This window comes from Microbacterium sp. Marseille-Q6965, assembly GCF_946151065.1.
Lineage (GTDB): Bacteria > Actinomycetota > Actinomycetes > Actinomycetales > Microbacteriaceae > Microbacterium.
Genome location: NZ_CAMGZA010000003.1, coordinates 144952 through 166934 on the forward strand (window position 1 = coordinate 144952; position 21983 = coordinate 166934).

The 21983-nt window shown below is 70.4% G+C and carries 22 protein-coding genes; 16 read left to right on the forward strand and 6 right to left on the reverse strand.

Going from position 1 to position 21983, the window contains the following annotated elements:
* Positions 1-31: 31 nt before the first annotated feature.
* Positions 32-1201, reverse strand: a complete 1170-nt coding sequence (locus N8N77_RS09695) for a MalY/PatB family protein (protein ID WP_261166570.1) — start codon at positions 1199-1201, stop codon at positions 32-34.
* 8 nt (positions 1202-1209) lie between these two features.
* Entirely contained in the window at positions 1210-1983 is a 774-nt protein-coding gene (locus N8N77_RS09700) for a transcriptional regulator (RefSeq protein ID WP_261166572.1), read from the reverse strand.
* A gap of 168 nt (positions 1984-2151) precedes the next feature.
* Here N8N77_RS09700 and N8N77_RS09705 point away from each other — a divergent pair, with 168 nt between their 5' ends.
* The 8 genes from N8N77_RS09705 to N8N77_RS09740 are packed head-to-tail and all read left to right on the forward strand — an operon-like array spanning position 2152 to position 10512.
* On the forward strand, positions 2152-3789 hold the full coding sequence (locus N8N77_RS09705; RefSeq protein WP_261166574.1) for an ABC transporter substrate-binding protein: 1638 nt from the start codon (positions 2152-2154) through the stop codon (positions 3787-3789).
* Between the two features lie 12 nt (positions 3790-3801).
* Positions 3802-4737: an ABC transporter permease gene (locus N8N77_RS09710; RefSeq protein WP_261166575.1), complete on the forward strand. Its 936-nt coding sequence runs from the start codon at positions 3802-3804 to the stop codon at positions 4735-4737.
* 9 nt (positions 4738-4746) lie between these two features.
* A complete protein-coding gene (locus N8N77_RS09715; protein WP_261166577.1) occupies positions 4747-6015 on the forward strand; it encodes an amidohydrolase family protein in 1269 nt (422 codons plus the stop codon).
* Positions 6015-6887 carry an ABC transporter permease gene (locus tag N8N77_RS09720; RefSeq protein ID WP_261166578.1) on the forward strand — a complete coding sequence of 291 codons (873 nt, stop codon included), beginning with the start codon at positions 6015-6017 and terminating at the stop codon, positions 6885-6887. The genes N8N77_RS09715 and N8N77_RS09720 overlap by 1 nt, the downstream gene beginning before the upstream one ends.
* Positions 6888-6897: 10 nt before the next feature.
* Positions 6898-7914, forward strand: coding sequence for an ABC transporter ATP-binding protein (locus N8N77_RS09725; protein ID WP_261166579.1), 1017 nt, complete (start codon positions 6898-6900; stop codon positions 7912-7914).
* Positions 7911-8936, forward strand: coding sequence for an ABC transporter ATP-binding protein (locus tag N8N77_RS09730; RefSeq protein ID WP_261166581.1), 1026 nt, complete (start codon positions 7911-7913; stop codon positions 8934-8936). Before N8N77_RS09725 ends, N8N77_RS09730 begins: the two co-directional genes overlap by 4 nt.
* Positions 8937-8992: 56 nt before the next feature.
* Positions 8993-9265: a carboxymuconolactone decarboxylase family protein gene (locus N8N77_RS09735; RefSeq protein ID WP_261166583.1), complete on the forward strand. Its 273-nt coding sequence runs from the start codon at positions 8993-8995 to the stop codon at positions 9263-9265.
* On the forward strand, positions 9262-10512 hold the full coding sequence (locus N8N77_RS09740) for an MFS transporter (protein WP_261166584.1): 1251 nt from the start codon (positions 9262-9264) through the stop codon (positions 10510-10512). Before N8N77_RS09735 ends, N8N77_RS09740 begins: the two co-directional genes overlap by 4 nt.
* Before the next feature lie 4 nt (positions 10513-10516).
* On the opposite strand, the gene N8N77_RS09745 is transcribed toward N8N77_RS09740, so the two are convergent.
* On the reverse strand, positions 10517-11185 hold the full coding sequence (locus N8N77_RS09745; RefSeq protein WP_261166586.1) for an HAD hydrolase-like protein: 669 nt from the start codon (positions 11183-11185) through the stop codon (positions 10517-10519).
* Between the two features lie 62 nt (positions 11186-11247).
* Positions 11248-11943 (reverse strand): endonuclease NucS, encoded by a 696-nt coding sequence (gene nucS / locus N8N77_RS09750; protein ID WP_261166588.1) that lies wholly within the window; start codon positions 11941-11943, stop codon positions 11248-11250.
* 57 nt (positions 11944-12000) lie between these two features.
* Between nucS and N8N77_RS09755 the strand changes: the two genes are divergently transcribed.
* From N8N77_RS09755 to mnhG, 7 genes are all read left to right on the forward strand, one after another.
* Positions 12001-12765: an LLM class flavin-dependent oxidoreductase gene (locus N8N77_RS09755; protein WP_261166590.1), complete on the forward strand. Its 765-nt coding sequence runs from the start codon at positions 12001-12003 to the stop codon at positions 12763-12765.
* Positions 12766-12870: 105 nt separating this feature from the next.
* Positions 12871-15816 (forward strand): Na+/H+ antiporter subunit A, encoded by a 2946-nt coding sequence (locus N8N77_RS09760; RefSeq protein ID WP_261166592.1) that lies wholly within the window; start codon positions 12871-12873, stop codon positions 15814-15816.
* On the forward strand, positions 15813-16370 hold the full coding sequence (locus tag N8N77_RS09765) for a Na(+)/H(+) antiporter subunit C (RefSeq protein ID WP_261166594.1): 558 nt from the start codon (positions 15813-15815) through the stop codon (positions 16368-16370). The genes N8N77_RS09760 and N8N77_RS09765 overlap by 4 nt, the downstream gene beginning before the upstream one ends.
* The gene (locus tag N8N77_RS09770) at positions 16367-17929 is read left to right on the forward strand and encodes a Na+/H+ antiporter subunit D (RefSeq protein ID WP_261166595.1); all 1563 of its coding nucleotides are present in this window, start codon (positions 16367-16369) and stop codon (positions 17927-17929) included. Before N8N77_RS09765 ends, N8N77_RS09770 begins: the two co-directional genes overlap by 4 nt.
* Positions 17926-18510 carry a Na+/H+ antiporter subunit E gene (locus N8N77_RS09775; protein ID WP_261166596.1) on the forward strand — a complete coding sequence of 195 codons (585 nt, stop codon included), beginning with the start codon at positions 17926-17928 and terminating at the stop codon, positions 18508-18510. The genes N8N77_RS09770 and N8N77_RS09775 overlap by 4 nt, the downstream gene beginning before the upstream one ends.
* Positions 18507-18770 carry an MrpF/PhaF family protein gene (locus N8N77_RS09780; protein ID WP_261166598.1) on the forward strand — a complete coding sequence of 88 codons (264 nt, stop codon included), beginning with the start codon at positions 18507-18509 and terminating at the stop codon, positions 18768-18770. Before N8N77_RS09775 ends, N8N77_RS09780 begins: the two co-directional genes overlap by 4 nt.
* The gene (gene mnhG / locus N8N77_RS09785; RefSeq protein ID WP_261166600.1) at positions 18767-19114 is read left to right on the forward strand and encodes a monovalent cation/H(+) antiporter subunit G; all 348 of its coding nucleotides are present in this window, start codon (positions 18767-18769) and stop codon (positions 19112-19114) included. The genes N8N77_RS09780 and mnhG overlap by 4 nt, the downstream gene beginning before the upstream one ends.
* Here the strand turns inward: mnhG and ald are convergent, their stop codons facing one another.
* On the reverse strand, positions 19115-20212 hold the full coding sequence (gene ald / locus N8N77_RS09790; RefSeq protein ID WP_261166602.1) for an alanine dehydrogenase: 1098 nt from the start codon (positions 20210-20212) through the stop codon (positions 19115-19117).
* Positions 20213-20328: 116 nt separating this feature from the next.
* Here ald and N8N77_RS09795 point away from each other — a divergent pair, with 116 nt between their 5' ends.
* The gene (locus N8N77_RS09795) at positions 20329-20838 is read left to right on the forward strand and encodes an Lrp/AsnC family transcriptional regulator (RefSeq protein ID WP_261166603.1); all 510 of its coding nucleotides are present in this window, start codon (positions 20329-20331) and stop codon (positions 20836-20838) included.
* A 27-nt stretch (positions 20839-20865) separates the two neighbouring features.
* Here N8N77_RS09795 and N8N77_RS09800 read toward each other — a convergent pair whose 3' ends face one another.
* On the reverse strand, positions 20866-21864 hold the full coding sequence (locus tag N8N77_RS09800) for a PHP domain-containing protein (protein ID WP_261166604.1): 999 nt from the start codon (positions 21862-21864) through the stop codon (positions 20866-20868).
* Between the last annotated feature and the right edge of the window lie 119 nt (positions 21865-21983).

Genomic DNA, 21983 nt, shown 5'->3' on the forward strand with positions numbered 1-21983 from the left:
CCCTTCGCCTTCCTCCGATGGAGGAAATGCGTCAGCGGGACCGCAGCGCCTCGCCCATCGCGGTGATCGCCTGCGTCAGAAGCGGTCGAGGCATGGCGAAGTTGAAGCGCACGGCCGTTTCCGCGCCGTCTCCGCACATCGCCCCGTCGGTCGTGACGACGCCGGCGCGCTCCGCGAAGAACTCGGCGGGCGATCCCTCGATCCCCAGCGCGGCGCACTCCAGCCACGCCAGGTAGGTGCCCTGCGGCGGGGTGTAGACCACGCCGGGAAGGTGCTCGGCCACAAGGTCGGCGAGCAGCCGCCGGTTGCCGTCGAGGTACGACACCACCCCGTCGAGCCACTGAGCGCCCGCCGTGTAGGCGGCGGTGTTGGCGACCACGCCGAGGTTGGCGGCGCCGTGACCGAACGCGCGGCCGTGCTCCTGCCAGTACGCACGGTCGGCGTCGTTGGACAGGATCAGCTGCGCGCACTTGAGGCCGGGCAAATTCCAGGCCTTCGAGGCGGAGGTCGCCGTGATGGTGTGGCCGGCCGTGACCTCGTTGACCGAGGCGTACGGCACGTGGGGCGCGTCGTAGACCAGCGGCGCGTGGATCTCGTCCGAGAACACCCGCGCTCCGTGCCGCGCGACGACCTCGCCGATGGCCGCCATCTCGTCGCGGCGCAGCACGCGCCCGATGGGGTTGTGCGGGTTGCACAGCACGAGGAGCCCGCCGCCGTCCGCGAAGGCGGCGTCGAGCGCGTCGAGGTCGTACTCCCATCCGGTGGCCGTGCGGAGCATGGGCACCTGGATGATCCGCCTCCCGTGCGCGAGCGGCACCGTGAGGAACGGCATGTACGCGGGTGTCGGCAGGACGATCGCCGATCCGGGGGCGCTGAAGTGGTCGATGGCCAGCTCGAGGGCGGCGATGACGTCGGGCATCGGCTTGACATCTGCGGGATCGACGGCCCAGCCATAGCGGGCGGCCGACCACTGCGCGAAGGCCTCGCTCATGGCCCCCGCTATAGCCGGCGGCAGATATCCGAACGCCCCCACGTCGACGGCGGTGTGCAGCGCCTGGGTGATCGCGGGCGCGATTCCGAAGTCCATCTCGGCCACGAAGGCGGGAATCTTGTCGGGGAAATACGTCCACTTCAGGCTGCCTACTGCCCTCAGCTCCTCCGGAGTGATCGCATCGAAGGCCGCCGTGGTGTCGTCTGTCATGGTGATGCTCATCGTGACGCTCGCTTTCGCTTAGGGGAGGAGTCGGTATCGACCGGCGCCTCTTCGTCCTCGAGTTCGTTCAGGTAGTTGTAGATCGTGAAGCGCGTGACGCCGAGTGAGGCGGCGATCATCTCGACAGCGTCGCGAAGCATGAACATGCCGCGCTCCCTCAGCGCTCGCACGACAGCGATCTTGTGCTCCTTGCGCATGAGGTCGACGGGGACGTTCTGCTCCGCGATGGCCTGGTGGATGAGGTGCGACGCCAGCTCGTCCACGTCGCGGGGGAAGACCTCCTCCGGCACCGCCACAGCCGCAGACGGCAGGGCATCCGCAAGCGCCTCCGCCACGCCGTCCGCGACCGCGGCACCCATGTCGGCGGCGATTCTGCCCAGCGACTGCCACACGGAGACATCCGAGTTGAGGCACAGGGCCGCAACCGGCGTGCCGGTGCTGTCACGCAAGATCATCGTGGTCGATCGCAGGCAGCGCCCGTCGGGCAGACGCGTCGAGTAGCCCACCGCGTGCGCGAAGTCGCCCGCGGCGACCTTCTGGAGCAGGAGATCGGTAGCGGGATCGCCGACCCGGCGCCCTGTGACATCACCGTGGACCGCGACGATCGAGTTCGGGAGCCTTGCGAGGTCGTGCAGCACGACCTCGATCGACGATGGCAGGGACTGACCGAGAGGCTGCACGAGATCCGAGAACACGCGGATCAGACGTTCTCGCTCGTCCTGCAGCGACCGGTTCACGTCCGCGCCGGGGCGCGTCGCAGTGTCGGTCATGGGTCCTCCTCCGGTCGGTGAGGCCAGCTTGACGCAGGCCGTGTTTCCGTCGTGTCAACTCAGTGTTGCATCTTTCAACCACGTATTGCAGCGCTCAACGGCGCGTGGCTAGTGTCACCGCCAAGTAGAACGCCCCTGCATGAACTTCTCCATCTCTCGGAGGTCCCCATGGCACCACGTCGTTTCACCGCTCCCGCGCTTGCACTCGCGTCGCTGATCGTCCTGGCGGGTTGCGCCGCCGCGACCGGCGACGAGAACGGAGGGGGCGCGACGTCCGGCGATCAGCCGACGTCCGGCGGAGACGCCGTCTTCGCCGTCGACAGCAACTTCTTCGGATTCGACCCGAACGTGACGCCCGCCGCACAGGATGCGCGCGTGCTGCGGCAGATGTTCGACTCGCTCCTCTATCTCGATGAGTCGGGCCAGCTGCAGCCCTGGCTCGCGACCGAGTGGTCCGTGAGCGAGGACGGCCTGAGCTACGAGTTCACGCTTCGTGACGACGTCACGTTCTGGGACGACACCCCGTGGAACGCCGAGGCGCTGTGCTTCAACCTGGATCGCATCGTCGATCCCGCCGCGGGATCGATCTACGCGATCGGGCTGGTCGGGCCGTACGAGTCGTGCGAGGTCACCGGCGAGTTCTCGGCCACCGTACGGCTCTCCGCACCGTTCACGGCGTTCCTGAACAACCTGACGTCGCCATTCCTCGGGATGAACTCACCGACGGCCGCGGCCGCTGCCGACCCGGCTGACTACCTCATCAACCCGGTCGGCTCGGGCCCCTTCACGTTCGAGTCCTACACGCCCCAGGACCGTGTCGTTCTGACACGGAACGACGACTATGCATGGGCACCCGGCAACGCGGAGCACGACGGACCGGCGTATCTCGACACCCTCACCTTCCAGATCATCGCTGACGCCACCGTCCGCATCGGTTCGGTGCGCTCGGGGCAGGTGCAGGGCATCGGGAACGTGCCGGAGACCGAGGTCGCCGCGATCGAGGGCGACGCGTCGATGCAGTTCATCGCTCAACAGCAGTCCGGCGCCCCCTATCAGCTGCATCTCAACGCGGATCGGGTCTTCGCCGATCCTCTCGTCCGTGAGGCGGCTCGCGCGGCACTCGACATCGACTCCGCGGTGGAGTCGCTCTATCTGGGCACGTACGAGCGTGCGTGGGGCCCGCTCTCGCCGACGACGATCGGCTACGACGACTCGGTCGAGGGGTCCTTCGAGTTCGACCCGGAGCTCGCGGGTGAGCTGCTCGAGGAGGCGGGTTGGGAGCTCGGCCCCGACGGGGTCCGCGCGAAGGACGGTCAGCCGCTCACGCTCGAGTACGTGGAGTACACGCCCAACCGCGAGAAGCGTCAGGATCTCGCGACGCTCTTCGAGGCGAACCTCGAGGCGGTCGGGTTCGACGTGAACGTCGAGTTCCTCGCGACGGCGGAGGGACAGACGGCCGTTCAGTCCGGGGAGTACGACATCGCGGGGCTCTCGCTCGTTGCCGTCGACCCGAACGTGCTCTACCAGATGTACGACCCGCGGTTCATCCCGGTCCCCGGACAGACGGGCTTCAACATGAGTCACACGGATGTTCCCGAGGTCACCGAACTCGCCGCGCGCAGTCAGTCCGCCACCGGCGATGAGCGCATGGGAATCGTCGAGCAGCTGCAGGCGGATGTCGTGGAGAACGCGCGCTCCGTGGCCGTGTATGTCCCCACGTACACGCTGGCGCTGAACGGGCTCGAGGGGTTGCGGTTCGACCCCGAGGGATACCCGATCTTCTTCGACGCCTACCTGGCTCAGTGATCGGAGGCTGCCGTGCCCTCTGTTCTGCTGTCACGGATCGGTGCCGCGATCCCGACGCTGCTCGGCGTCATGGTGATCATCTTCATCACCCTCCGCCTGCTGCCCGGTGACCCGATCGCCGTGATCCTCGGCGGCGCGGACGCGACGCCCGAGACGATCGCGAACCTGCGTCAGCAGTTCGGCCTGGACCGGCCGCTGCTGGAGCAGTTCCTGATGTTCTTCACCGACGCCCTCACGCTCGACTTCGGGACGTCCTACGCCACTCGGCAGCCGGTGTCCGCGACGATCGCGCAGCAGCTTCCTCACACGCTGCAGCTGGCGCTCTCGGCCGCGGCGGTGTCGGCGATCGTCGGGATCCTGCTGGGCGTGCTCGCCGCGATCCGCCGCGGCGGGGCGGCCGACGCGCTGATCCGCGTGCTCAGTCTGATCAACACCTCGATGCCGTCCTTCTGGCTCGGCCTGCTCCTCATCATGGTGTTCGCCTTCGGGCTCGGGTGGTTCCCCGCAACCGGCTCCGGCACGCTCGGGCAGCTCGTGCTGCCCGCGATCACGCTCGGTCTGTCGGCGGCGGGAACCGTCACGCGCGTGGTGCGCAACAGCGTCATCGAGGTGCTCGGCGAGAACTATGTCACCGCGCTCTACGCCAAGGGCCTGCGGCGGCGGGTGGTCGTCGGCACCCACGTGCTGCGCAACGCGGTCATCCCCACGGTGACCGTCGTGGGTCTTCAGCTCGGCGCGCTGCTGGCCGGCGCGGTGATCGTCGAGACGGTCTTCTCCCGCCAGGGGATCGGCCAGAGCCTCGTCCAGGCGATCAATGGCCAGGACTACCCGATGGTGCAGGGGATCGTGCTCGTCATCGCCTGCCTCTACGTGATCATCAACCTCATCGTCGACATCTCGTACGCGTACATCGATCCGCGCGTGCGTGCCGTCGTCGGGAAAGCGTAAGGAGCCCGAATGCGCATCATCACGGCTGCAACGGTCCTCGCCGGGCCGGATCTGGAGACGCTGGAGCGCGGCGCGGTCGTTGTGGACGACGATCGCATCGCCTGGGTCGGGCCGGAGTCGGAGATCCCCCGAGAGTACGACGGCGTTGAGGCGCTCGACCTGGGCGAACTCACGCTGCTGCCCGGTCTCATCGACGCGCACGTGCACCTGGGATTCGACGGCGGGCCGAACCCCGTGGCACGCATGATCTCCGAGAACGACGCCCGGCAGGTGGCCACCATGCTGCGCAGCGCGCGGGAGCTGCTCAGCTGCGGCGTCACGACCGCCCGAGATCTCGGCTCGCGCGACCTGCTGGGCGTCGACGTGCGCGACGCCATCCTGGATGGGACCGCCGAGGGGCCTCGCATGCTCGTCGCGGGCCCGGCCATCACGGTCACCGGCGGACACTGCTGGTTCATGAATGGGGAGGTGGACTCCCCCGATGAGATGCGCCGCATGGTCCGCCGCCTCCATAAGGGCGGTGTCGACTGCTTCAAGGTGATGTCGACGGGCGGCAACATGACGCCCGGTTCGGCGCCGTGGCACGCGCAGTTTCCCGTGGACGAACTGGCCATCGCGGTCGAGGAGGCGCACCGGCTGGGGAAGACCGTCGCGGCTCACGCCCACGGGGTCGAGGGCATCCGCCGCGCGCTCGCCGCCGGAGTCGACACGATCGAACACTGCTCGTTCCAGACGCACGACGGCTCGGACGGCTACGACGAGGCGCTCGGGAACGCGATCGCCGCCTCCCACACCGCCGTCTCACCGACCTGTTCCGCGCGTATGAAGGACGTCATGCGGCTGATGCCGTGGCGCCGGTTCGCCCTCGGCGATCTGTATCGCGCGGGGGCGACGATCATCGCCTCGACGGACTCGGGCATCGACAACAATCCCCACTGGGCGTTCGTGCACGCACTCGAGGCGATGCTCATGGCCGGAATGTCACCGCGCGACGTCCTCCTGTCGGCGACCTCGGTCTCGGCGCGGGTGCTCGGCATCGACCACATCGCCGGCAGCATCGCTCCCGGGTTGTCGGCCGATCTCCTCGCGGTCGCCGGCGATCCGCGCGAGAACATCTCCGTGCTGCACGATCTGCGCCTCATCGTCGCTCGAGGAAGGGACTTCGCGCCCGATCCCGTGCCCGCGTTCGAACCGCTCGACGACGACGCCCTTCCCGAGCTGTTCCGGCGCATGCTTGAGGCACACGCCGCCGAGCGAGAGCCCGCGGAGGTGGTGTGATGGCGACCGCGACTCTCGCCGATCCGCTCACGCTCCCGGTGACGTCCACCCGCAGGCGGCGCAAGCTCGGGCCGGACCTCGCCGTCCTTTCCGCGGCTCTGCTGTGGCTGGCGGTCGTCCTCGTGGCCGCCGTCGCACCGGCGTTGTTCTCGTCCGGAGACCCGTCCGCTCTCAATCCCGCCATGGCGCTGCGCCCTCCCGGAGCCGACGGCTTTCTGCTCGGCAGCGACCACTACGGTCGCGACATCGTGACGCTGCTCGCGTACGGGGCACGAATGGCCGTTGTCATCGGCCTCAGCGCCACCGCGCTCGGCTTCGCGACCGGAACGCTGCTGGGCCTGATCGCCGGATACGCGGGCGGGTGGGTCGACATGGTGATCGGCCGATTCATCGACATGCTGATGTGCTTCCCCGGTGTGCTGCTCGCGATGATCATCGCCGCGGGCCTCGGTGCCTCGACGACGAACCTCATCATCGCCGTTGGCATCTCGGCCGTGCCGGGGTTCGCCCGCGTGATGCGCGGGCAAGCCATGACGGTGCGCTCTCGCCTGTACATCGAGGCCGCGAACTCCGTGGGGTTCTCTCCCTGGCGGATTCTGTGGCGGCACATGCTGCCCAACGCACTCGCGCCTTCGGTGGTCATGGCGACCGTCACCGTCGGCACATCAATCGTCGCGGCGGCCTCGCTGAGCTTCCTCGGCCTGGGCGTGCGCTCCGAGATCCCCGATTGGGGCCAGCTGCTCGCTCTCGGGCAGCCGTACCTCTCGTCGGCATGGTGGATCACGACATTTCCGGGAATCGTCCTGACGCTGACGGTCATCGCCGTCAGCCTCGCGGGCGACTGGCTGAGGGACAGGTTCGATGTCGAGTGAAGTGTTGTCAATGACCCAGCCGCAGCGCCGCACCGCCAGTGCAGAGCCCTTGCTGCGCATCGAAGACCTGGAGGTGACCGTCCACAAGCAGCACGGATCCGTGTCGCTCGTCCGTGAGACGAGCTTCGAGGTCCGCGAGGGCGAAATCGTCTGTCTCGTGGGCGAATCGGGCTCCGGTAAGTCGGTGACGGCGCGAACGATCATGGGCCTGACCGGTCTCGACCCGAACATGGAGGTGACGGGGCGCATCCTGCTCGGGAACGAAGACCTGGTCGCCTTGGCGCCCGACCGCGTGCGCCGTCTGCGGGGGCGCGACCTCACGATGGTGTTCCAGGAGCCGCTCAGCTCACTCGATCCCGTGTACACCGTGGAGTTCCAGTTGCGCGAGGCTCTGCGGCGTCGCGAGCGGGTGGGGCGCAAGGCCGAGCGCGAGCGCCTGCTCTCAGCGCTGCGCGAGGTCGGTATCCATGACGGGCAACGCGTGCTCCACAGCTACCCGCATCAGCTTTCCGGGGGCATGTGCCAACGGGTGATGATCGCGATGGCCCTGCTGGGCCGACCGCGCTTGCTCATCGCCGACGAGCCGACGACGGCTCTCGACGTCACCGTGCAGGCGCAGATCCTCGACCTCATCGACCGCCTCAGGCGAGAGGAGGGCATGGCGGTGCTGCTCGTCACCCACGACATGGGCGTCGCGGCAGACCTCGCCGACAGGGTCATCGTGATGTACGCGGGCCAGGTCGTCGAGGATGCCGCCCCGCGTGACATCTTCGCGCGCCCGGCTCACCCCTACACCGCGGCCCTGCTCGGCTCCATCCCTCCGATGGCGGGGGAGCGGCCTGCCCGCCTCCCGGCCATCCGTGGCTCTGTGCCGGATCCGTCGGCTCTGCCGACGGGCTGCGCCTTCCACCCCCGCTGCCCCCGCGCCACGGAAACCTGTGTCTCAACGAGGCCGGTGGCCGGAGAGATCGATGGTCGCCGGGCGGCGTGCTGGCATCCGCTCGTCGAGGAAGGAGTCGCGCGATGACCGCCCCGAAGGGACCGATCCTGCGGCTGACCCAGGTCACCAAGGAGTTCAGCGTGCGCAACGGCCGAGGCGCGCTGGCACCGCGGTCAACGCTGCGTGCGGTTGATGGCGCGACGCTTGAGATCGGCTACGGGGAGACCTTCGCCCTCGTCGGTGAATCGGGTTCCGGCAAGTCCACGTTGGGGCGCCTTGCTGTCGGCCTCCTTTCCGTGACGGCCGGAACCGTCGAGTTCGAGGGCGAGGAACTCACGGCCCTGTCGAAGGCGCAGCTGCGTGAACGCCGCCGGAGGATGCAGGTGGTCTTCCAGGACCCTCTCGGCTCACTCAACCCGAGGATGTCGGTCGGCGACATCATCGCGGAGCCGCTCAGGGTGTTCGAGGGGCTTCGCGGCAAGGCGCTCGAGGCACGCGTCACCGAGCTGCTCGAACAGGTGGGCCTCAACCCCTCGCGCCGCACGGCGCGACCGCGCGCCATGTCCGGCGGTCAGCGGCAGCGCGTCGGCATCGCTCGGGCGATCGCGCTCAACCCGTCGCTCATCCTCGCCGATGAGGCGGTTTCGGCGCTCGACGTATCCGTGCAGGCGCAGATCACAAATCTCATGGTCGACCTGCGCGAGCGGCTGGGGCTGTCATACCTCTTCATCGCCCACGGTCTACCGATCGTGCGTCACATCGCGCAGCGTGTCGGCGTGATGTACCTCGGTAGGCTCGTCGAGGTGGGGCCCACCGAGCAGATCTTCGCCGATCCGCAGCATCCGTACACGCGTGCGCTGCTCGCGGCCTCACCGGTGCCCGATCCCTCGGTCACACGTGAACGGATTCTGCTGAAGGGGGAGCCGCCGTCGGCGATGAATCTCCCCTCCGGATGCCGGTTCCGCACCCGCTGCCCGATCGCGCAGGACGTCTGTGCCGAGGTTGCGCCCCCGCGGGTGACGGTGGGCGAAAGCGAGGTCGAATGCCACTTCCCCGGTGCCCCCGTGCCCGAGGCGAAGACGCCGACGCTGACCGGAGCGATCTCATGACGCGTCCCGCTCCCGCGCCGGACGGCTCCGCTCTGCTCGCCGACGCGGCTCCGTCCATGAGCGCGGCGTTCGCGGAGTTCAACGCCGCCGTTTTCCGAGACGGCACCGCGCTCGACCGCAAGACCAAGGAGCTTCTCGCCGTGGCCGTCGCGCTGACCACCCAATGTCAGGGCTGCCTGCGGGCACACACCCGGCAGGCCGTTCGCGCCGGGGCGACACAGGCCGAACTCGCCGAAACCGTTCACGTCGCCGCCGCGTTGCGCGCCGGCGGCGCCATGTTCCACGGAGGTTCCTTCGTGATGCCGCACAGCCACGGTCCGAACGCATGACCGCTACCGGTGCCGCCCCCGCCGGCACGGCCCTGGCCCGCCGTCGCATCGGCGTGCTCATCGCGTCGAACCTGCTCGGCGGCGTGGGCGTCGCGTCGAGCGTCGCCGTCGGCGGCCTGCTGGCCGAGCGGCTGGGTGGCACCGCCTTCGCCGGCTTCGCGCAGGCCACGAGCGTGCTCGGAGCGGCCGTCGCCGCCATCCCGCTGGCCGCGCTCGCGGCGCGAGGCGGGCGCCGATCCGCCCTCACGACCGGCTATGCGATCGCCCTCGTCGGCGGCCTCGTCATCATCGCCGCGACGCTGCTGCAGCAGTTCCTCGTGCTGCTGCTGGGACTGGCGATGTTCGGCGTCGCGCAGGCCGTGAACCTGCAGTCCCGCTATGCCGCGAGCGACAACGCGGATCCCGCCGCCCGCGGGCGTGTGATGTCGCTCGTGATCTGGTCGACGACGGTGGGCTCCGTGCTCGGCCCGAACCTCACCAATGTCGCGAACGAATTCGGGTTCGCGCTCGGGCTGCCGCAGCTGGCCGGGCCGTACACCTTCTCCATCGCGGCGGTCGCCATCGCGGGGCTCATCATCGGGCTGCTGTACGGGGGCGAGCGGGCCGCGCGGCCCGACCAGGGCGATGCGGATGCCGCGCCGCACGTCGGCGCGCTCGCCGCGTTGCGGTGGGCGTTCGGCGACCCCACCGCCCGCATGGCGGTCGTGCTGACCGCGTGCGCCCACGCCGTCATGGTGATGGTCATGGTGATGACACCGGTGCACATGCAGCATCACGGCGACTCGCTCACGGTGGTCGGCATCGTCATCAGCCTGCACGTGCTCGGCATGTACGCGCTGAGCCCCGTGTTCGGGTGGCTCTCCGACCGCTACGGAGCGGTGCGGAGCGCGGCGGGCGGCGTGGCCGTGCTGGCGCTCGCGATCGCCCTGGGGCTCGTCGCTGCGACGGCCGGGGGCGCGTGGACGCCGGTGGCGCTGACGGTGCTCGGCGTGGGCTGGTCGTGGTGCGTGATCTCGGCGTCCACGCTCCTCGCGTCGACGCCGGATCGCCGGGTGCGGGTGCCCCTGCAGGGCGTCACCGACGCGGGAATGAACTACGCCGGCGCCGCCGCCGCGGCCCTCGCGGGACCGATCCTCGCGCTCGGCGGCTTCCACGCCGTGAACGCCGCGGCGCTCGTGCTGCTGGCGCCGGCCGCGGCACTCGTCGTCGCGCGCCTGGTGCGCGGCGGGGCCGCGGTGGCGGGCTGAGGGCTCAGGCCGTCAGCAGCAGCTCGCGCAGCTGCCCGGCATCGTCGACCACGGCGGTCGCGCCGTCCTCCTCGCCCGGGCTGCTGAAGCCCCACAGCGCGAACACGACGGGCACGCCGAGCGCGGCGCCGCCCTCCACGTCGTGGTGGCGGTCGCCGACCAGCACGGGTCGCGAGACGTCCACGCCCGCCTCCGTGAGGCGATCCAGCGCGCGGCGCATCACGTCGGCCTTGGTGTCGAGCACCGTCGCCTCGGAGCGAGCCCCCACGATGGTCGTGAAGCACGAGGTGAGGCCGTAGTGCTCGAGGATCGCCTTCACCTGGTTCTCGGGCTTCGTGCTCGCGGTCGCCTGCGGCACGCCCGCCTCGTGCAGTGCACGGATGAGGTCGGCGACGCCGTCGTACAGGCGCACCGACGCGGCGTAGCCGTCGCGCGCCGCCAGCTCGCGATACATCCGCACCGCCTCGACGGCCTCCTCGGGGGAGAGCAGGCCGCGCACCTCGAACGACTCGAGCATGGGAGGGCCGATCCAATGCCGCAGCTCGTCGGCCGCGGGAGGCGTGCGCCCGAGCTCGGTCAGCACCGTGGTGATGCGGGGCAGGATGCCGGCGGACGCGTCGGCGACGGTGCCGTCGACATCCCAGAGGACGCAGGACCAGGGGGAGGACGACATGTCTCGAGCCTATCCGCCTCCCTTGGCCGACCCGCGCCGGGGCGGGAGGCGGGGCGCGGACGTCAGAACAGTCGGGGCACGCCCGACTCGATGCCCTTCATGTCCTCGTAGTCCAGCACGAGACAGCTGATGCCGCGATCCTCCGCGAGCACGCGCGCCTGCGGCTTGATCTCCTGCGCCGCGAACACGCCGCGGATGCCCGTGAGGAGCGGGTCGCGTCCGAGCAGCTCGAGGTAACGGGTGAGCTGCTCGACGCCGTCGATGTCACCGCGCCGCTTGACCTCGACGGCGATCGGAACGCCCTGCGCGTCGCGCACGAGAAGGTCGACGGGTCCGATGGCCGTGGGGTACTCGCGGCGCACGAGCGTCGCGCCCTCCACGATCCGATCCACCTGCTCGGCCAGCAGCCGCTGCAGATCCGACTCGACGCCGTCCTTGATGAGCCCCGGGTCGACGCCGAGGTCGTGGGTGGAGTCGCTGAGGATCTCGTGGATGCGCACCGTGAGGGCGTCGCCGGTCTTCTGGTGCGTCACCTTCCACACCTCGATGACCCCCGCCTCGGCGAGCTCCTCGTCCGGCGCCAGCACGTCGAGGCGGCACGGCGGGCTCATCCAGTTCAGGGGCTTGTACGAGCCGCCGTCCGAGTGGATGAGCAGACTGCCGTCGCCCTTGTGCATGAGCACGCGCTTCGCCATCGGCAGGTGCGCGTTGAGCCGGCCGGTGTAATCGACGGAGCACTGGGCGATGACGAGACGCACCGGACGAGCCTACCGTCGGCCGGGCCGCGCCGGCCTCCCCGCCGTTAGGTTGAGTGCATGCGCATCGGATACGGGATCACGGGGTCGTTGGGACTGGACGTGGTGCGGGCGATCGCGCCGGAACTCGAGCGGGTCGGCGTGTCGACCCTGTGGGTGAATCAGCCCGGCCGACGCGGCGACGCGCTGGCCGCCATGGCGGCCGCCGCGGCGGAGACGACATCGCTGCGCGTGGCCTCGGGCGTGATCCCTGTGGACCTCTACCCTGCCCGTGAGCTCGCCGCCCGCGTGCGGGAGCTGGGCCTGCCGGGGGACCGGACGACGATCGGGATCGGCGCGAGCGCGAAGCCGAGCCCCCTGACGACGGCGGGGGAGGCGGCGGCGCGGTTGCGGGCCGACCTCGGCATGCCGGTGGTGATCGGCGCGCTCGGCCCGCGCATGCGCCGGCTGGGGGTGACCGAGGCCGACGGCGTGCTGCTGAACTGGCTCACGCCGGACGCGGCCCGCGACGCGCGCGCCGACCGCGACGCCGACGACCCCGACGGTCGAACGCAGCTCGCCCTCTACGTGCGCACCGGCCTGCCGGCGGGACACGCCCGCCTGCGGGAGGAGGCGGAGCGCTACGGAGAGATCCCCACATACGCGGCGAACTTCGCGCGCTACGGCTACGCGCCGGTGGACGCGGCGATCCTCGCCGAGCGGCCGGCGGACATCCCGCCGCGCCTGCGGGCATACGACGGCATCGTGCACGAGGTGGTGGTGCGGGGCATCACGGCGGGCGACGAGCTCGCGGAGCACCTCTCCCTTATTCGTGCACTGGCATGACATTCCAGGGACGGCATGGATCGCGCCACGCCGTCATCCCGGTGCCCGGGTAGGATAGACAAAAGTCACGACGACCCCTGCTCGGCCGAGCGAGAGGAGCCGCCCATGTTCGCTCTGCTGCTCGCGTTCGCGGTGGGATCCGTCCTCACGGCGATGCTCGCCCGCCCGCTCGGTCCGCGGGTCTTCCTCGTGGCCGCCGCCTTCCCCCTGGCGGCCTTCGTGCACACCGCGCTGCAGGTACCGCTCGTTGCCGGCGGCGGGGCGATCGCCGAGTCGTGGGCGTGGATCGAGGCGCTCGACATCCGCCTGTCGATGCGCATGGACGCGCTGGGTGCGCTCATGGCCCTCATCGTCACCGGGGTCGGGGCGCTCGTCATGGTCTACTGCGTCGTCTATTTCCGCGGCGCGGGCGACGGCATCGGCCGCTTCGCGGGCGTGCTGCTCGCCTTCGCGGGCGCGATGTACGGCCTCGTGCTCACCGACGACCTCGTGCTGCTCGTGATGTTCTGGGAGGCCACGAGCGTCCTGTCGTACCTGCTCATCGGGCACAACCATCTGCGTGCCGCCAGCCGCCGCGCCGCCCTGCAGGCGCTGCTCGTCACGACGCTCGGCGGTCTCGTGATGCTCGTGGGCGTCGTGATGCTCGTGGCCGTCAGCGAGACGACGAGCATCTCGGCCCTCCTGGCGGACCCGCCTGCCGGCGGCATGGTGAACGCCGCCCTCGTGCTCGTGCTCGTCGGGGCGCTCAGCAAGTCGGCGATCTTCCCGTTCCACTTCTGGCTGCCGGGAGCGATGGCGGCCCCCACGCCGGTGAGCGCCTACCTGCACGCGGCGGCGATGGTGAAGGCCGGCGTGTATCTGCTGGCCCTGTTCGCCCCGTTCTTCGCCGAGACGGCCCTGTGGCGACCCATCGTCATCTCCCTCGGCCTGTTCACGATGCTGCTCGGCGGCCTCCAGGCCCTGCGCGAGAACGACCTCAAGCGCATCCTCGCGTTCGGAACGGTCAGCCAGCTCGGGTTCATCGCCGTCGTGGTGGGCTTCGGCACGCGCGACACCGCCCTGGCCGGCGCTGCGCTCGTGCTGGCGCACGCGCTGTTCAAGTCGACGCTGTTCCTCGTCGTCGGCGTCATCGATCGGCAGCTGTCCACCCGCGATGTCGGCGAGCTGAGCGGGCTCGCGCGGCAGGCGCCCACGATGGCGGTCGTCTCGCTCGTGGCCGTCGCTTCGATGGCGGGCGTGGCTCCCACCCTGGGATTCGTGGCCAAGGAGGCCGCGCTGGGCGCGCTCATCGACGATGCCCTCGCCGGGGGCGTGTGGGGTTGGGTCGCGTTGATCGGCGTGTCGCTGGGTTCGGTGCTCACCGTCGCCTACGGCATCCGCTTCCTGTGGGGCGCGTTCGGGACGAAGCGTGACCGCGACGGGCGGCCGCACGCGGTCACGGAGTGGCCGGACCCGCCGATCGGCTTCCTCGCCGCCCCCATCACGCTGGCAGCCCTCGCGCTGGTGGGCGGGCTCGTCGGCCCGTGGATCGAGGCGCTGCTTGCGCCCTACGCCGACACCGCACCCGGCGAAGCCCACGGCCACCTCGTGCTGTGGCACGGCCTGCAGCCGGCGCTGTTCGTCTCGGTGGGCACCCTCGTCGTCGGCGCGTTGGCGTTCTGGGCGTCACGTGCGACGGGCTGGGACGCGTCGGGGCGCGTGCTGCCCTTCACCGCGACGGACCTGTACTTCTTCGCCGTGCGCGGCGTGGACCGCCTCTCGGTGGTGGTCACGCGCGTCACGCAGCGGGGCTCGCTCCCGATCTACGTGGGGACGGTCTTCCTCGTGCTCATCGCGGCCGAGGGCACGGTGCTGCTCGCAGGCCGCGAATGGCGCGTGGCGCTCGATGCCTGGCAGCACCCGGTGCAGCTGGCGGCCGCGCCCATCATGATCCTCGCGGGCTTCGTCGCCGTCATGGCCCGCAAGCGCTACACCGGCGTCGTGCTCGTCTCGGTGACCGGCCTCGGGATGGTGGCGCTCTTCGCGAGCATGGGGGCGCCCGACCTCGCGATCACCCAGGTGCTCGTTGAGGCCGTGACGCTCGTGGCCTTCGCGCTCGTGCTGCGGCGGCTGCCCTCCCGGCTGGGCGCCCACAGCGGTAGCTCCATGCCCCTCGTGCGTGCCCTCATCGGCGGCGCCGTCGGCATCACGATGGCGCTGCTCGTCGTCATCGCGACGGGCGCGCGCGTGCATGAGCCCGTGTCGGCGTCGTGGACCGAGATGGCGTACGAGATCGGGCACGGCAAGAACGTGGTCAACGTCGCGCTGGTCGACCTGCGCGGCTGGGACACGATGGGCGAGCTGTCGGTGCTCGTGCTCGCCGCCACCGGCGTCGCCTCGCTCGTGTTCGTCACGCACCGCACCGACAACACCCTCGCGCGGCTGAGCCGGCGGCTGCCGCTGCGCAGCCGGATCGCGGCGAACAAGGCGGCGCGGCGTCCGCTCGTCGAGACGGACGAGGGGCTGCGTCCGCAGACGTCGGAGAACCGCGACAGCCCGCGGGCGTGGCTCGTGGGCGGGCAGAAGCTGCAGGCGGAATCGCGCTCGATCGTCCTCGAGGTCGTCGTCCGCATCCTCTTCCACACGATCATCGTCGTCTCGATCTACCTGCTCTTCGCCGGCCACAACCTGCCGGGCGGCGGCTTCGCGGGCGGTCTCGTCGCGGGGATGGCGCTCGTCATGCGCTACGTGGCGGGAGGTCGCTGGGAGCTGGGCGCGGCCGCACCGGGCGACGCCGGCCAGCTGCTGGGCGTGGGCATGATCCTCGCCGTGGGCACGGCGGTGGCCCCCATGCTGTTCGGGCTCGATCCGCTCACCCGCGCGGTGTGGGAGGCCGACCTGCCCGTCGTGGGCCACATCGAGTTCGTCAGCTCGACGATCTTCGACGTGGGCGTGTACCTCGTGGTGATCGGGCTGGTGCTCGACGTGCTGCGCAGCCTGGGCGCCGAGGTGGACAAGCAGCTCAAGGAGTCGGCCCACGAGCCCACGGGCGGAACGAGGGCCGCCGGATGAACGTCTCGCTCACGCTCGTGCTCGTGATGGCCGTGCTCTATGCGGCCGGGGTGTACGCCATGCTGGAGCGCAGCCTGACGCGGGTGCTCATCGGCTTCCTCCTGCTCGGCAACGCGACGAACCTGCTGCTGCTGATCGTGATGGGCTTCCCCGGGAACGCGCCGTTCTACGGGGGTGACGAACCGCAGAGCGATCCGCTGCCGCAGGCCCTTGCGCTCACCGCGATCGTGATCACCTTCGCGGTGAGCGCGTTCCTGCTCGCCCTCATCTACCGCTCCTGGCAGCTCGGGCAGGCCGACACCGTGGTGGACGACGCAGAGGATCTCGCGTTGCGGGAGGCGGCCACCGGCACGGAGGACGCGATGGAGGACGAAGCCGAGGACGCGGCCACGGAGGACGAGGCGACCACCGAGTTCGTCGATGGCGCGCCGGTGCCGCTACGCGTGCTCCGCTCCGCGGACTTCGCGGCGATCTCCGAGGATGCGCCCGTGGACAGGCCGACACGCGCATATCGCAGGAATGAACGGGACGACGACGGGAAGGGGGAGCGATGAACTGGAGCCTTCTCGTGCCGATGCTCGTGGCGCTGCCCCTGCTCGGCGCCGCGGTCACCCTCGTGCTGGGACACCACCGCCGCTGGCAGGTGGGGGTGTCGATCGCGACCCTGACGCTCACTTTCGTCATCGCCGTCGTGCTGCTGCTGGTCGTCGACGCGGGCAACCCGCTCGCCGTCAGCGTGGCCGGGTGGGATCTGCCGTTCGGCATCGTGCTCTACGTCGATCGCCTGGCCGCCCTGCTCGTGGCCGTGTCGAGCGTCGTGCTGCTCGCCGTGCTCCTGTTCTCGGTCGGCCAGGGCGCCGCCGATGGGGACGAGGAGACGCCGGTGTCGATCTTCCACCCCTCCTACCTCATCCTGGCGGCGGGGATCTTCGACGCCTTCATCGCGGGGGACCTCTTCAACCTCTACGTGGGCTTCGAGATCCTGCTCGTCGCCTCGTACGTGCTCATCACGCTCGGCAGCACCGAGTCGCGCATCCGCACCGGCACGGTCTACATCGTCGTCTCGCTCGTCTCGAGCATCCTGTTCCTCTCCGCGATCGCGATGATCTACGGAGCGCTCGGCACGGTGAACATGGCGCACATTGCCGAGCGGATGACCGACCTGCCCGATGACGTCCAGCTCCTGCTGCACCTGCTCCTCGTGCTCGCGTTCGCGATCAAGGCCGCCGTGTTCCCGCTGTCGTTCTGGCTGCCCGACTCGTACCCCACGGCGCCGGCTCCCGTCACCGCCGTGTTCGCGGGCCTGCTGACGAAGGTCGGCGTGTACGCGCTGATCCGCACCGAGACGCAGCTGTTCAACGACAGCGACATCAACATGCTGCTGCTGATCGTCGCGCTGGCGACGATGATCGTCGGCATCCTCGGCGCGGTCGCGCAAGCGGAGCTGAAGCGCATCCTGTCGTTCACGCTCGTGAGTCACGTGGGTTACATGGTGTTCGGCCTCGCGATCGCCACCGAGGCGGCCGTCGGCGCGACCATTTACTACATGGTCCACCACATCGTGGTGCAGACGACGCTGTTCCTGGCCGTCGGTCTCATCGAGCGGCGCGCCGGATCGACGTCGATCCTCAAGGTGAAGGGCCTCATGGCCGCGGCGCCGCTGATCGCCGTGCTCTATTTCGTGCCCGCGCTGAACCTCGGCGGGCTGCCGCCGTTCTCGGGCTTCCTGGGCAAGTACGCGCTCTTCGACGCGGCCGCCGAGCAGGGCACGCCCCTGATGTACGTGCTGATCGTGGGCGGCATCGTCACGTCGCTGCTCACGCTCTACGCGCTCATGCGGGCGTGGAACCTGTCGTTCTGGCGGGAGCAGGAGGACTCGAGCGAGACCGAGGCCCGTATCGCCTACCTGGGCGGCTCTCCCGAGGCGCAGCAGCAGAGCGAGCGCCGCGTCATCCCGCGCATCATGACGACCGCGACCGCCGGCATGGTCGTGCTCTCCGTCGGCCTGACCGTGTTCGCCGGCCCGCTGTACGCCGTGTGCGACCGGATCGGGCAGTCGCTCCTGCAACCCATCTCGCTCGTGGAGCTCGACGATGCGGAGGCCCAGCCGTGAGGGACTCCCGGTCGCGCCTCAAGCTGTTCTGGCGCCAGCTGCCGTTCTTCCTGTGGCTGGTCGTGCTCTGGATGCTGCTGTGGGGGCAGCTGACCATGCTCGCGCTGGTCACCGGCGTGCTCGTGGCCATCTTCGTCACCACGTGGTTTCGGCTGCCGGCCGCCCAGATGTCGGGTCGCGTCAACCTCTGGTACGGCCTCGTCTTCGGGGTGACGTTCGTCGTCGAGCTCGTGCACGGAGCGCTCAGCGTCTCGTGGGAGGTGCTGCGGCCGGGCCCCACGCGTGCGGCGATCATCCGCGTGCCGCTGCGGGTCGACGACGACCTCATCATGACCCACGTCGCCGTCGCGTCCTCGTTGATCCCCGGTTCCACCGTGATCGAGGCGGACCGTGAGCGGCGGGTGCTCTACCTGCACGCGATCGGGATGAAAGACCTGGCGGCGGTCGACGCGCAGCGCCGGCGCGTGCAGCACTGGGAGGAGCGTGCGGTCGCGGCCGTGGGCACGCGCGCGCAGCTGAGGGCGCTGCGCGAGGGCGCCGGCCCGGTCGCGGATCGGGTGGACGCGGGAGGTGCGGAATGACCGGCGTGCTCGTGGCGGTGATCGCCGCGATCTTCGCGGTGGCGGCGGCGGTGGCGCTCGTGCGGCTCGTGCGGGGTCCCTCCATCCTCGACCGCGCGGTTGCGAGCGACGTGCTGCTCACCGAGGTCATGTGTCTGATCGGCGCCGAGATGGTCATCAACCGGCACGCCGACACCCTGCCGCTGATGCTCATCATCGCCGCGGTGGGCGTCTTCGGCACCGTGGCGGTGGCCCGCTTCGTGGCGAGGAGGGACCAGTGACCCTCGAATCCGTGCTCGACACCGTCGCGCTGCTGCTCGTGCTGGGCGGCGCGCTGCTGTGCCTGATCGCCTCGGTGGGGCTGCTGCGGCTGGGCGACGTGCCCTCGCGCCTCCACGCCGCCACGAAGCCGCAGGTGCTGGGGCTGCTGCTCATCGCCACCGCCATCGCCCTCACGATGCGCTCGTGGCCCGTGCTCGCGATGCTCGTGCCGGTCGTGCTCATCCAGCTGGCCACCGCGCCGCTCTCGGCTCACATGGTGGGGCGCCAGGCATACCGCAACGGCACCTACGACGCCGACGGCCTTCTCGTCGACGAGCTGGCGCAGGAGCGCGACGAGCGGTGACTAGCTCGCGAGGGCGTAGCCGAAGGCGCTGGCGACGCCCGCGTTGGTGACCTGTCCGCGCCGCACGTTCAAGCCCTTCGCCAGCGCGGCGTCCGCCTCCGCGGCCGCGTCCCACCCGCGGTCCGCGATCGCCACGATGTACGGGAGGGTCGCGTTGGTCAGCGCCCGCGTGGACGTCTCCGGGACGGCGCCCGGCATGTTCGCGACGCAGTAGTAGAGGGTGTCGTGCACCGCGAACGTCGGATCGTCGTGGGTCGTCGCGTGTGATCCCTCGAAGCAGCCGCCCTGGTCGATCGCGATGTCGACGAGCACGGCGCCGGCCTTCATGCCCGCGACCATGTCGTCGGTGACGAGCTTGGGGGCGGCCGCCCCGGGGATCAGCACGGAGCCGATGACGAGGTCGGCATCGGCCAGTGCCTCGGCGATCGCGTAGCGGGTGGACGCCGCGGTCTGCAGGCCGTTGCCGTAGCGGTGCTCGAGCTCGCGCAGGCGGGGCAGGTTCACGTCGAGCACCGTCACCTGTGCCCCGAGCCCGAGGGCGTTCGCCGCCGCGTGCTCTCCCGCGACGCCGCCGCCGATGACCACGACCTTGCCGCGCCGGGTGCCCGCGACCCCGCCGAGCAGCGCGCCGCGACCACCGTGTGCGCGCATGAGGTGGTACGAGCCGACGGCGATCGACAAGCGCCCCGCGACCTCGCTCATGGGCGTGAGCAGCGGCAGCGACCGGTCGGACAGCTGCACCGTCTCGTACGCGACGGCGGTGGTTCGGGCGGCGACGAGCGCGTCCGTGAGCGGCCGGTCGGCGGCCAGGTGCAGGTAGGCGAAGAGGGTGAGGTCCTCGCGCAGGTGCGGGTGTTCCTCGGCGATCGGTTCCTTCACCTTCACGAGCAGCTCCGCGTCGCCCCACACGTCGGCCGCTCGGGGCACGATCCTGGCCCCCGCGGCGGCGAAGTCGGCGTCGGCGATGCGCGAGCCCGCGCCCGCTCCCGCCTGCACGAGCACCTCGTGCCCGCGACGCACGAGAGCGTCGACGCCGGCCGGCGTGATCGCGACGCGGTTCTCGTTGTTCTTGATCTCGGTGGGGATGCCGACGCGCATCGGAACTCCTCGTCAGACGGTGTTCGGTTGCGTCGAGGATCGCAGGACGTTCGTTTCCCTCGCGTAACGCCCGAAGATCCTGCGCCCACTGGCCGTGCGGGGCTACGCTCGACCGCATGAGCGACGCGAAGGGGGCAGGAGGACCGAAGAATCTGCGAACGGTCGAACTGGACGAGACCGACCAGCGGATCGTGGAGATTCTGGAGCGGGACGGCCGGATCACCAACGCCGACCTCGCCGCGGCGCTCGACATCGCCCCGTCCACCGCGCACGCGCGCACGCGATCCCTCGTCGAGCGCGGGGTGATCACCGGGTTCCACGCCAGCGTGGACCATCGTCGCCTCGGCCGCGGGCTGCAGGCGATCATCGGGGTCACGCTCCGCGGCGGCACGCGGCATGACAGCATCGTCGCCTTCGCCGACGAGGTGCGGGTGCTGCCGCAGGTCGTGCAGCTGTTCTTCCTGGGCGGCACCGACGACTTCATGGTTCACATCGCCGTGGGCGACTCGAGCGAGGTGCGGCAGTTCGTCGTCGACAACCTCTCCACCCAGCCCTTCGTGGCGGCGACCCGGACGAGCCTGATCTTCGAGTACCACCGCAACGGCGTCGCCTCGAGCTTCGCGTGAGTCGGTTGCGCAGCGAGCGCGGCGGGCTCAGCCGCGATCGCGGTCGAGCCAGCCGCGCAGACGATCCAGCGGCCAGGTGGTGATGATGCGCTCGGCGGGCACACCGGCGCGCTCGGCGCGCTCGGCGCCGTAGTCAAGCAGCGACAGCTGCCCCGGCGCGTGGGCGTCGCTGTCGATGGCGAACAGACAGCCCTTGTCGAGCGCACGCGCGATGAGCTCATCGGGCGGGTCCTGTCGCTCGGGGCGCGAGTTGATCTCGACGGCCACGCCGTGCTCCGCACAGGCCTCGAAGACGGCATCCGCGTCGAACTCCGAGGGCGGCCGTGTGCCGCGGGAGCCCTCGACGAGGCGCCCGGTGCAGTGCCCGAGGACGTCGGTGTGCGGGCTTCGCACGGCGGCCAGCATGCGCCGGGTCATGCTCGCGGCGTCCATCCGGAGCTGGGAGTGCACGCTCGCCACGACGACATCGAGCCGCGCGAGCAGCGTGTCGTCCTGGTCGAGGGCGCCGTCGACCAGGATGTCCACCTCGATACCGCTCAGCAGGGTGAACCCGTCGTCCGAGAGGGTCGCGACGACATCGAGCTGCCGTTCGAGGCGCTCGGCGGAAAGGCCGTTCGCGACGGTCAGGCGCGGCGAGTGGTCGGTGAGCGCGAGATACTCGTGCCCCAGGCGCCGGCCGGCGGTCACCATCGACTCGATCGGCATGAGTCCGTCGGACCAGTCGGAGTGAGAGTGCAGGTCGCCCCGCAGGAGGCCGCGCAGGGCGCTGCGCCCCGCGGCACCGGTGCGGGCCCGAAGCTCGACGAGGTAGGCCGGCACCTCTCCGGCGAGGGCCTCCTGGATGACGCGGAAGGTGCTCTCGCCGATCCCGGTGCGGCGGCGCAACCCGGGTGCGTCGTTGAGCTCATCGGGCGTGAGCCCGGCGATGACATCGGCGGCCGTGCGGAAGGCCTTCGACTTGTAGCGCGACGATCGCTCCCGCTCCAGCAGGTAGGCGATCTCGGTGAGCGCGTCGAGGGGGTCCATGCCTGCCAGTCTGCCGCGGCGACGCCTCCCGCGGGGCGACGCCGCGTCACGCGGCCGCACGCGACCGGGCGCCGCGCGGTCCCCCGCGGCGCGGGGCGAGATCGCGGTTCGACGGGCGG

Bases quoted from the DNA above. Each gene is read 5' to 3' on its own strand.
- N8N77_RS09760 (WP_261166592.1), top strand. From the start codon at position 12,871: ATGTTCGCTCTGCTGCTCGCGTTCGCGGTGGGATCCGTCCTCACGGCG.
- N8N77_RS09765 (WP_261166594.1), top strand. From the start codon at position 15,813: ATGAACGTCTCGCTCACGCTCGTGCTCGTGATGGCCGTGCTCTATGCG.
- N8N77_RS09780 (WP_261166598.1), top strand. From the start codon at position 18,507: ATGACCGGCGTGCTCGTGGCGGTGATCGCCGCGATCTTCGCGGTGGCG.
- N8N77_RS09770 (WP_261166595.1), top strand. From the start codon at position 16,367: ATGAACTGGAGCCTTCTCGTGCCGATGCTCGTGGCGCTGCCCCTGCTC.
- N8N77_RS09745 (WP_261166586.1), bottom strand. From the start codon at position 11,185: ATGTCGTCCTCCCCCTGGTCCTGCGTCCTCTGGGATGTCGACGGCACC.
- N8N77_RS09795 (WP_261166603.1), top strand. From the start codon at position 20,329: ATGAGCGACGCGAAGGGGGCAGGAGGACCGAAGAATCTGCGAACGGTC.
- N8N77_RS09725 (WP_261166579.1), top strand. From the start codon at position 6,898: ATGACCCAGCCGCAGCGCCGCACCGCCAGTGCAGAGCCCTTGCTGCGC.
- N8N77_RS09755 (WP_261166590.1), top strand. From the start codon at position 12,001: ATGCGCATCGGATACGGGATCACGGGGTCGTTGGGACTGGACGTGGTG.
- N8N77_RS09695 (WP_261166570.1), bottom strand. From the start codon at position 1,201: ATGACAGACGACACCACGGCGGCCTTCGATGCGATCACTCCGGAGGAG.
- N8N77_RS09800 (WP_261166604.1), bottom strand. From the start codon at position 21,864: ATGGACCCCCTCGACGCGCTCACCGAGATCGCCTACCTGCTGGAGCGG.
- N8N77_RS09735 (WP_261166583.1), top strand. From the start codon at position 8,993: ATGAGCGCGGCGTTCGCGGAGTTCAACGCCGCCGTTTTCCGAGACGGC.
- N8N77_RS09705 (WP_261166574.1), top strand. From the start codon at position 2,152: ATGGCACCACGTCGTTTCACCGCTCCCGCGCTTGCACTCGCGTCGCTG.
- N8N77_RS09720 (WP_261166578.1), top strand. From the start codon at position 6,015: ATGGCGACCGCGACTCTCGCCGATCCGCTCACGCTCCCGGTGACGTCC.
- ald (WP_261166602.1), bottom strand. From the start codon at position 20,212: ATGCGCGTCGGCATCCCCACCGAGATCAAGAACAACGAGAACCGCGTC.
- N8N77_RS09700 (WP_261166572.1), bottom strand. From the start codon at position 1,983: ATGACCGACACTGCGACGCGCCCCGGCGCGGACGTGAACCGGTCGCTG.
- N8N77_RS09730 (WP_261166581.1), top strand. From the start codon at position 7,911: ATGACCGCCCCGAAGGGACCGATCCTGCGGCTGACCCAGGTCACCAAG.
- N8N77_RS09715 (WP_261166577.1), top strand. From the start codon at position 4,747: ATGCGCATCATCACGGCTGCAACGGTCCTCGCCGGGCCGGATCTGGAG.
- N8N77_RS09740 (WP_261166584.1), top strand. From the start codon at position 9,262: ATGACCGCTACCGGTGCCGCCCCCGCCGGCACGGCCCTGGCCCGCCGT.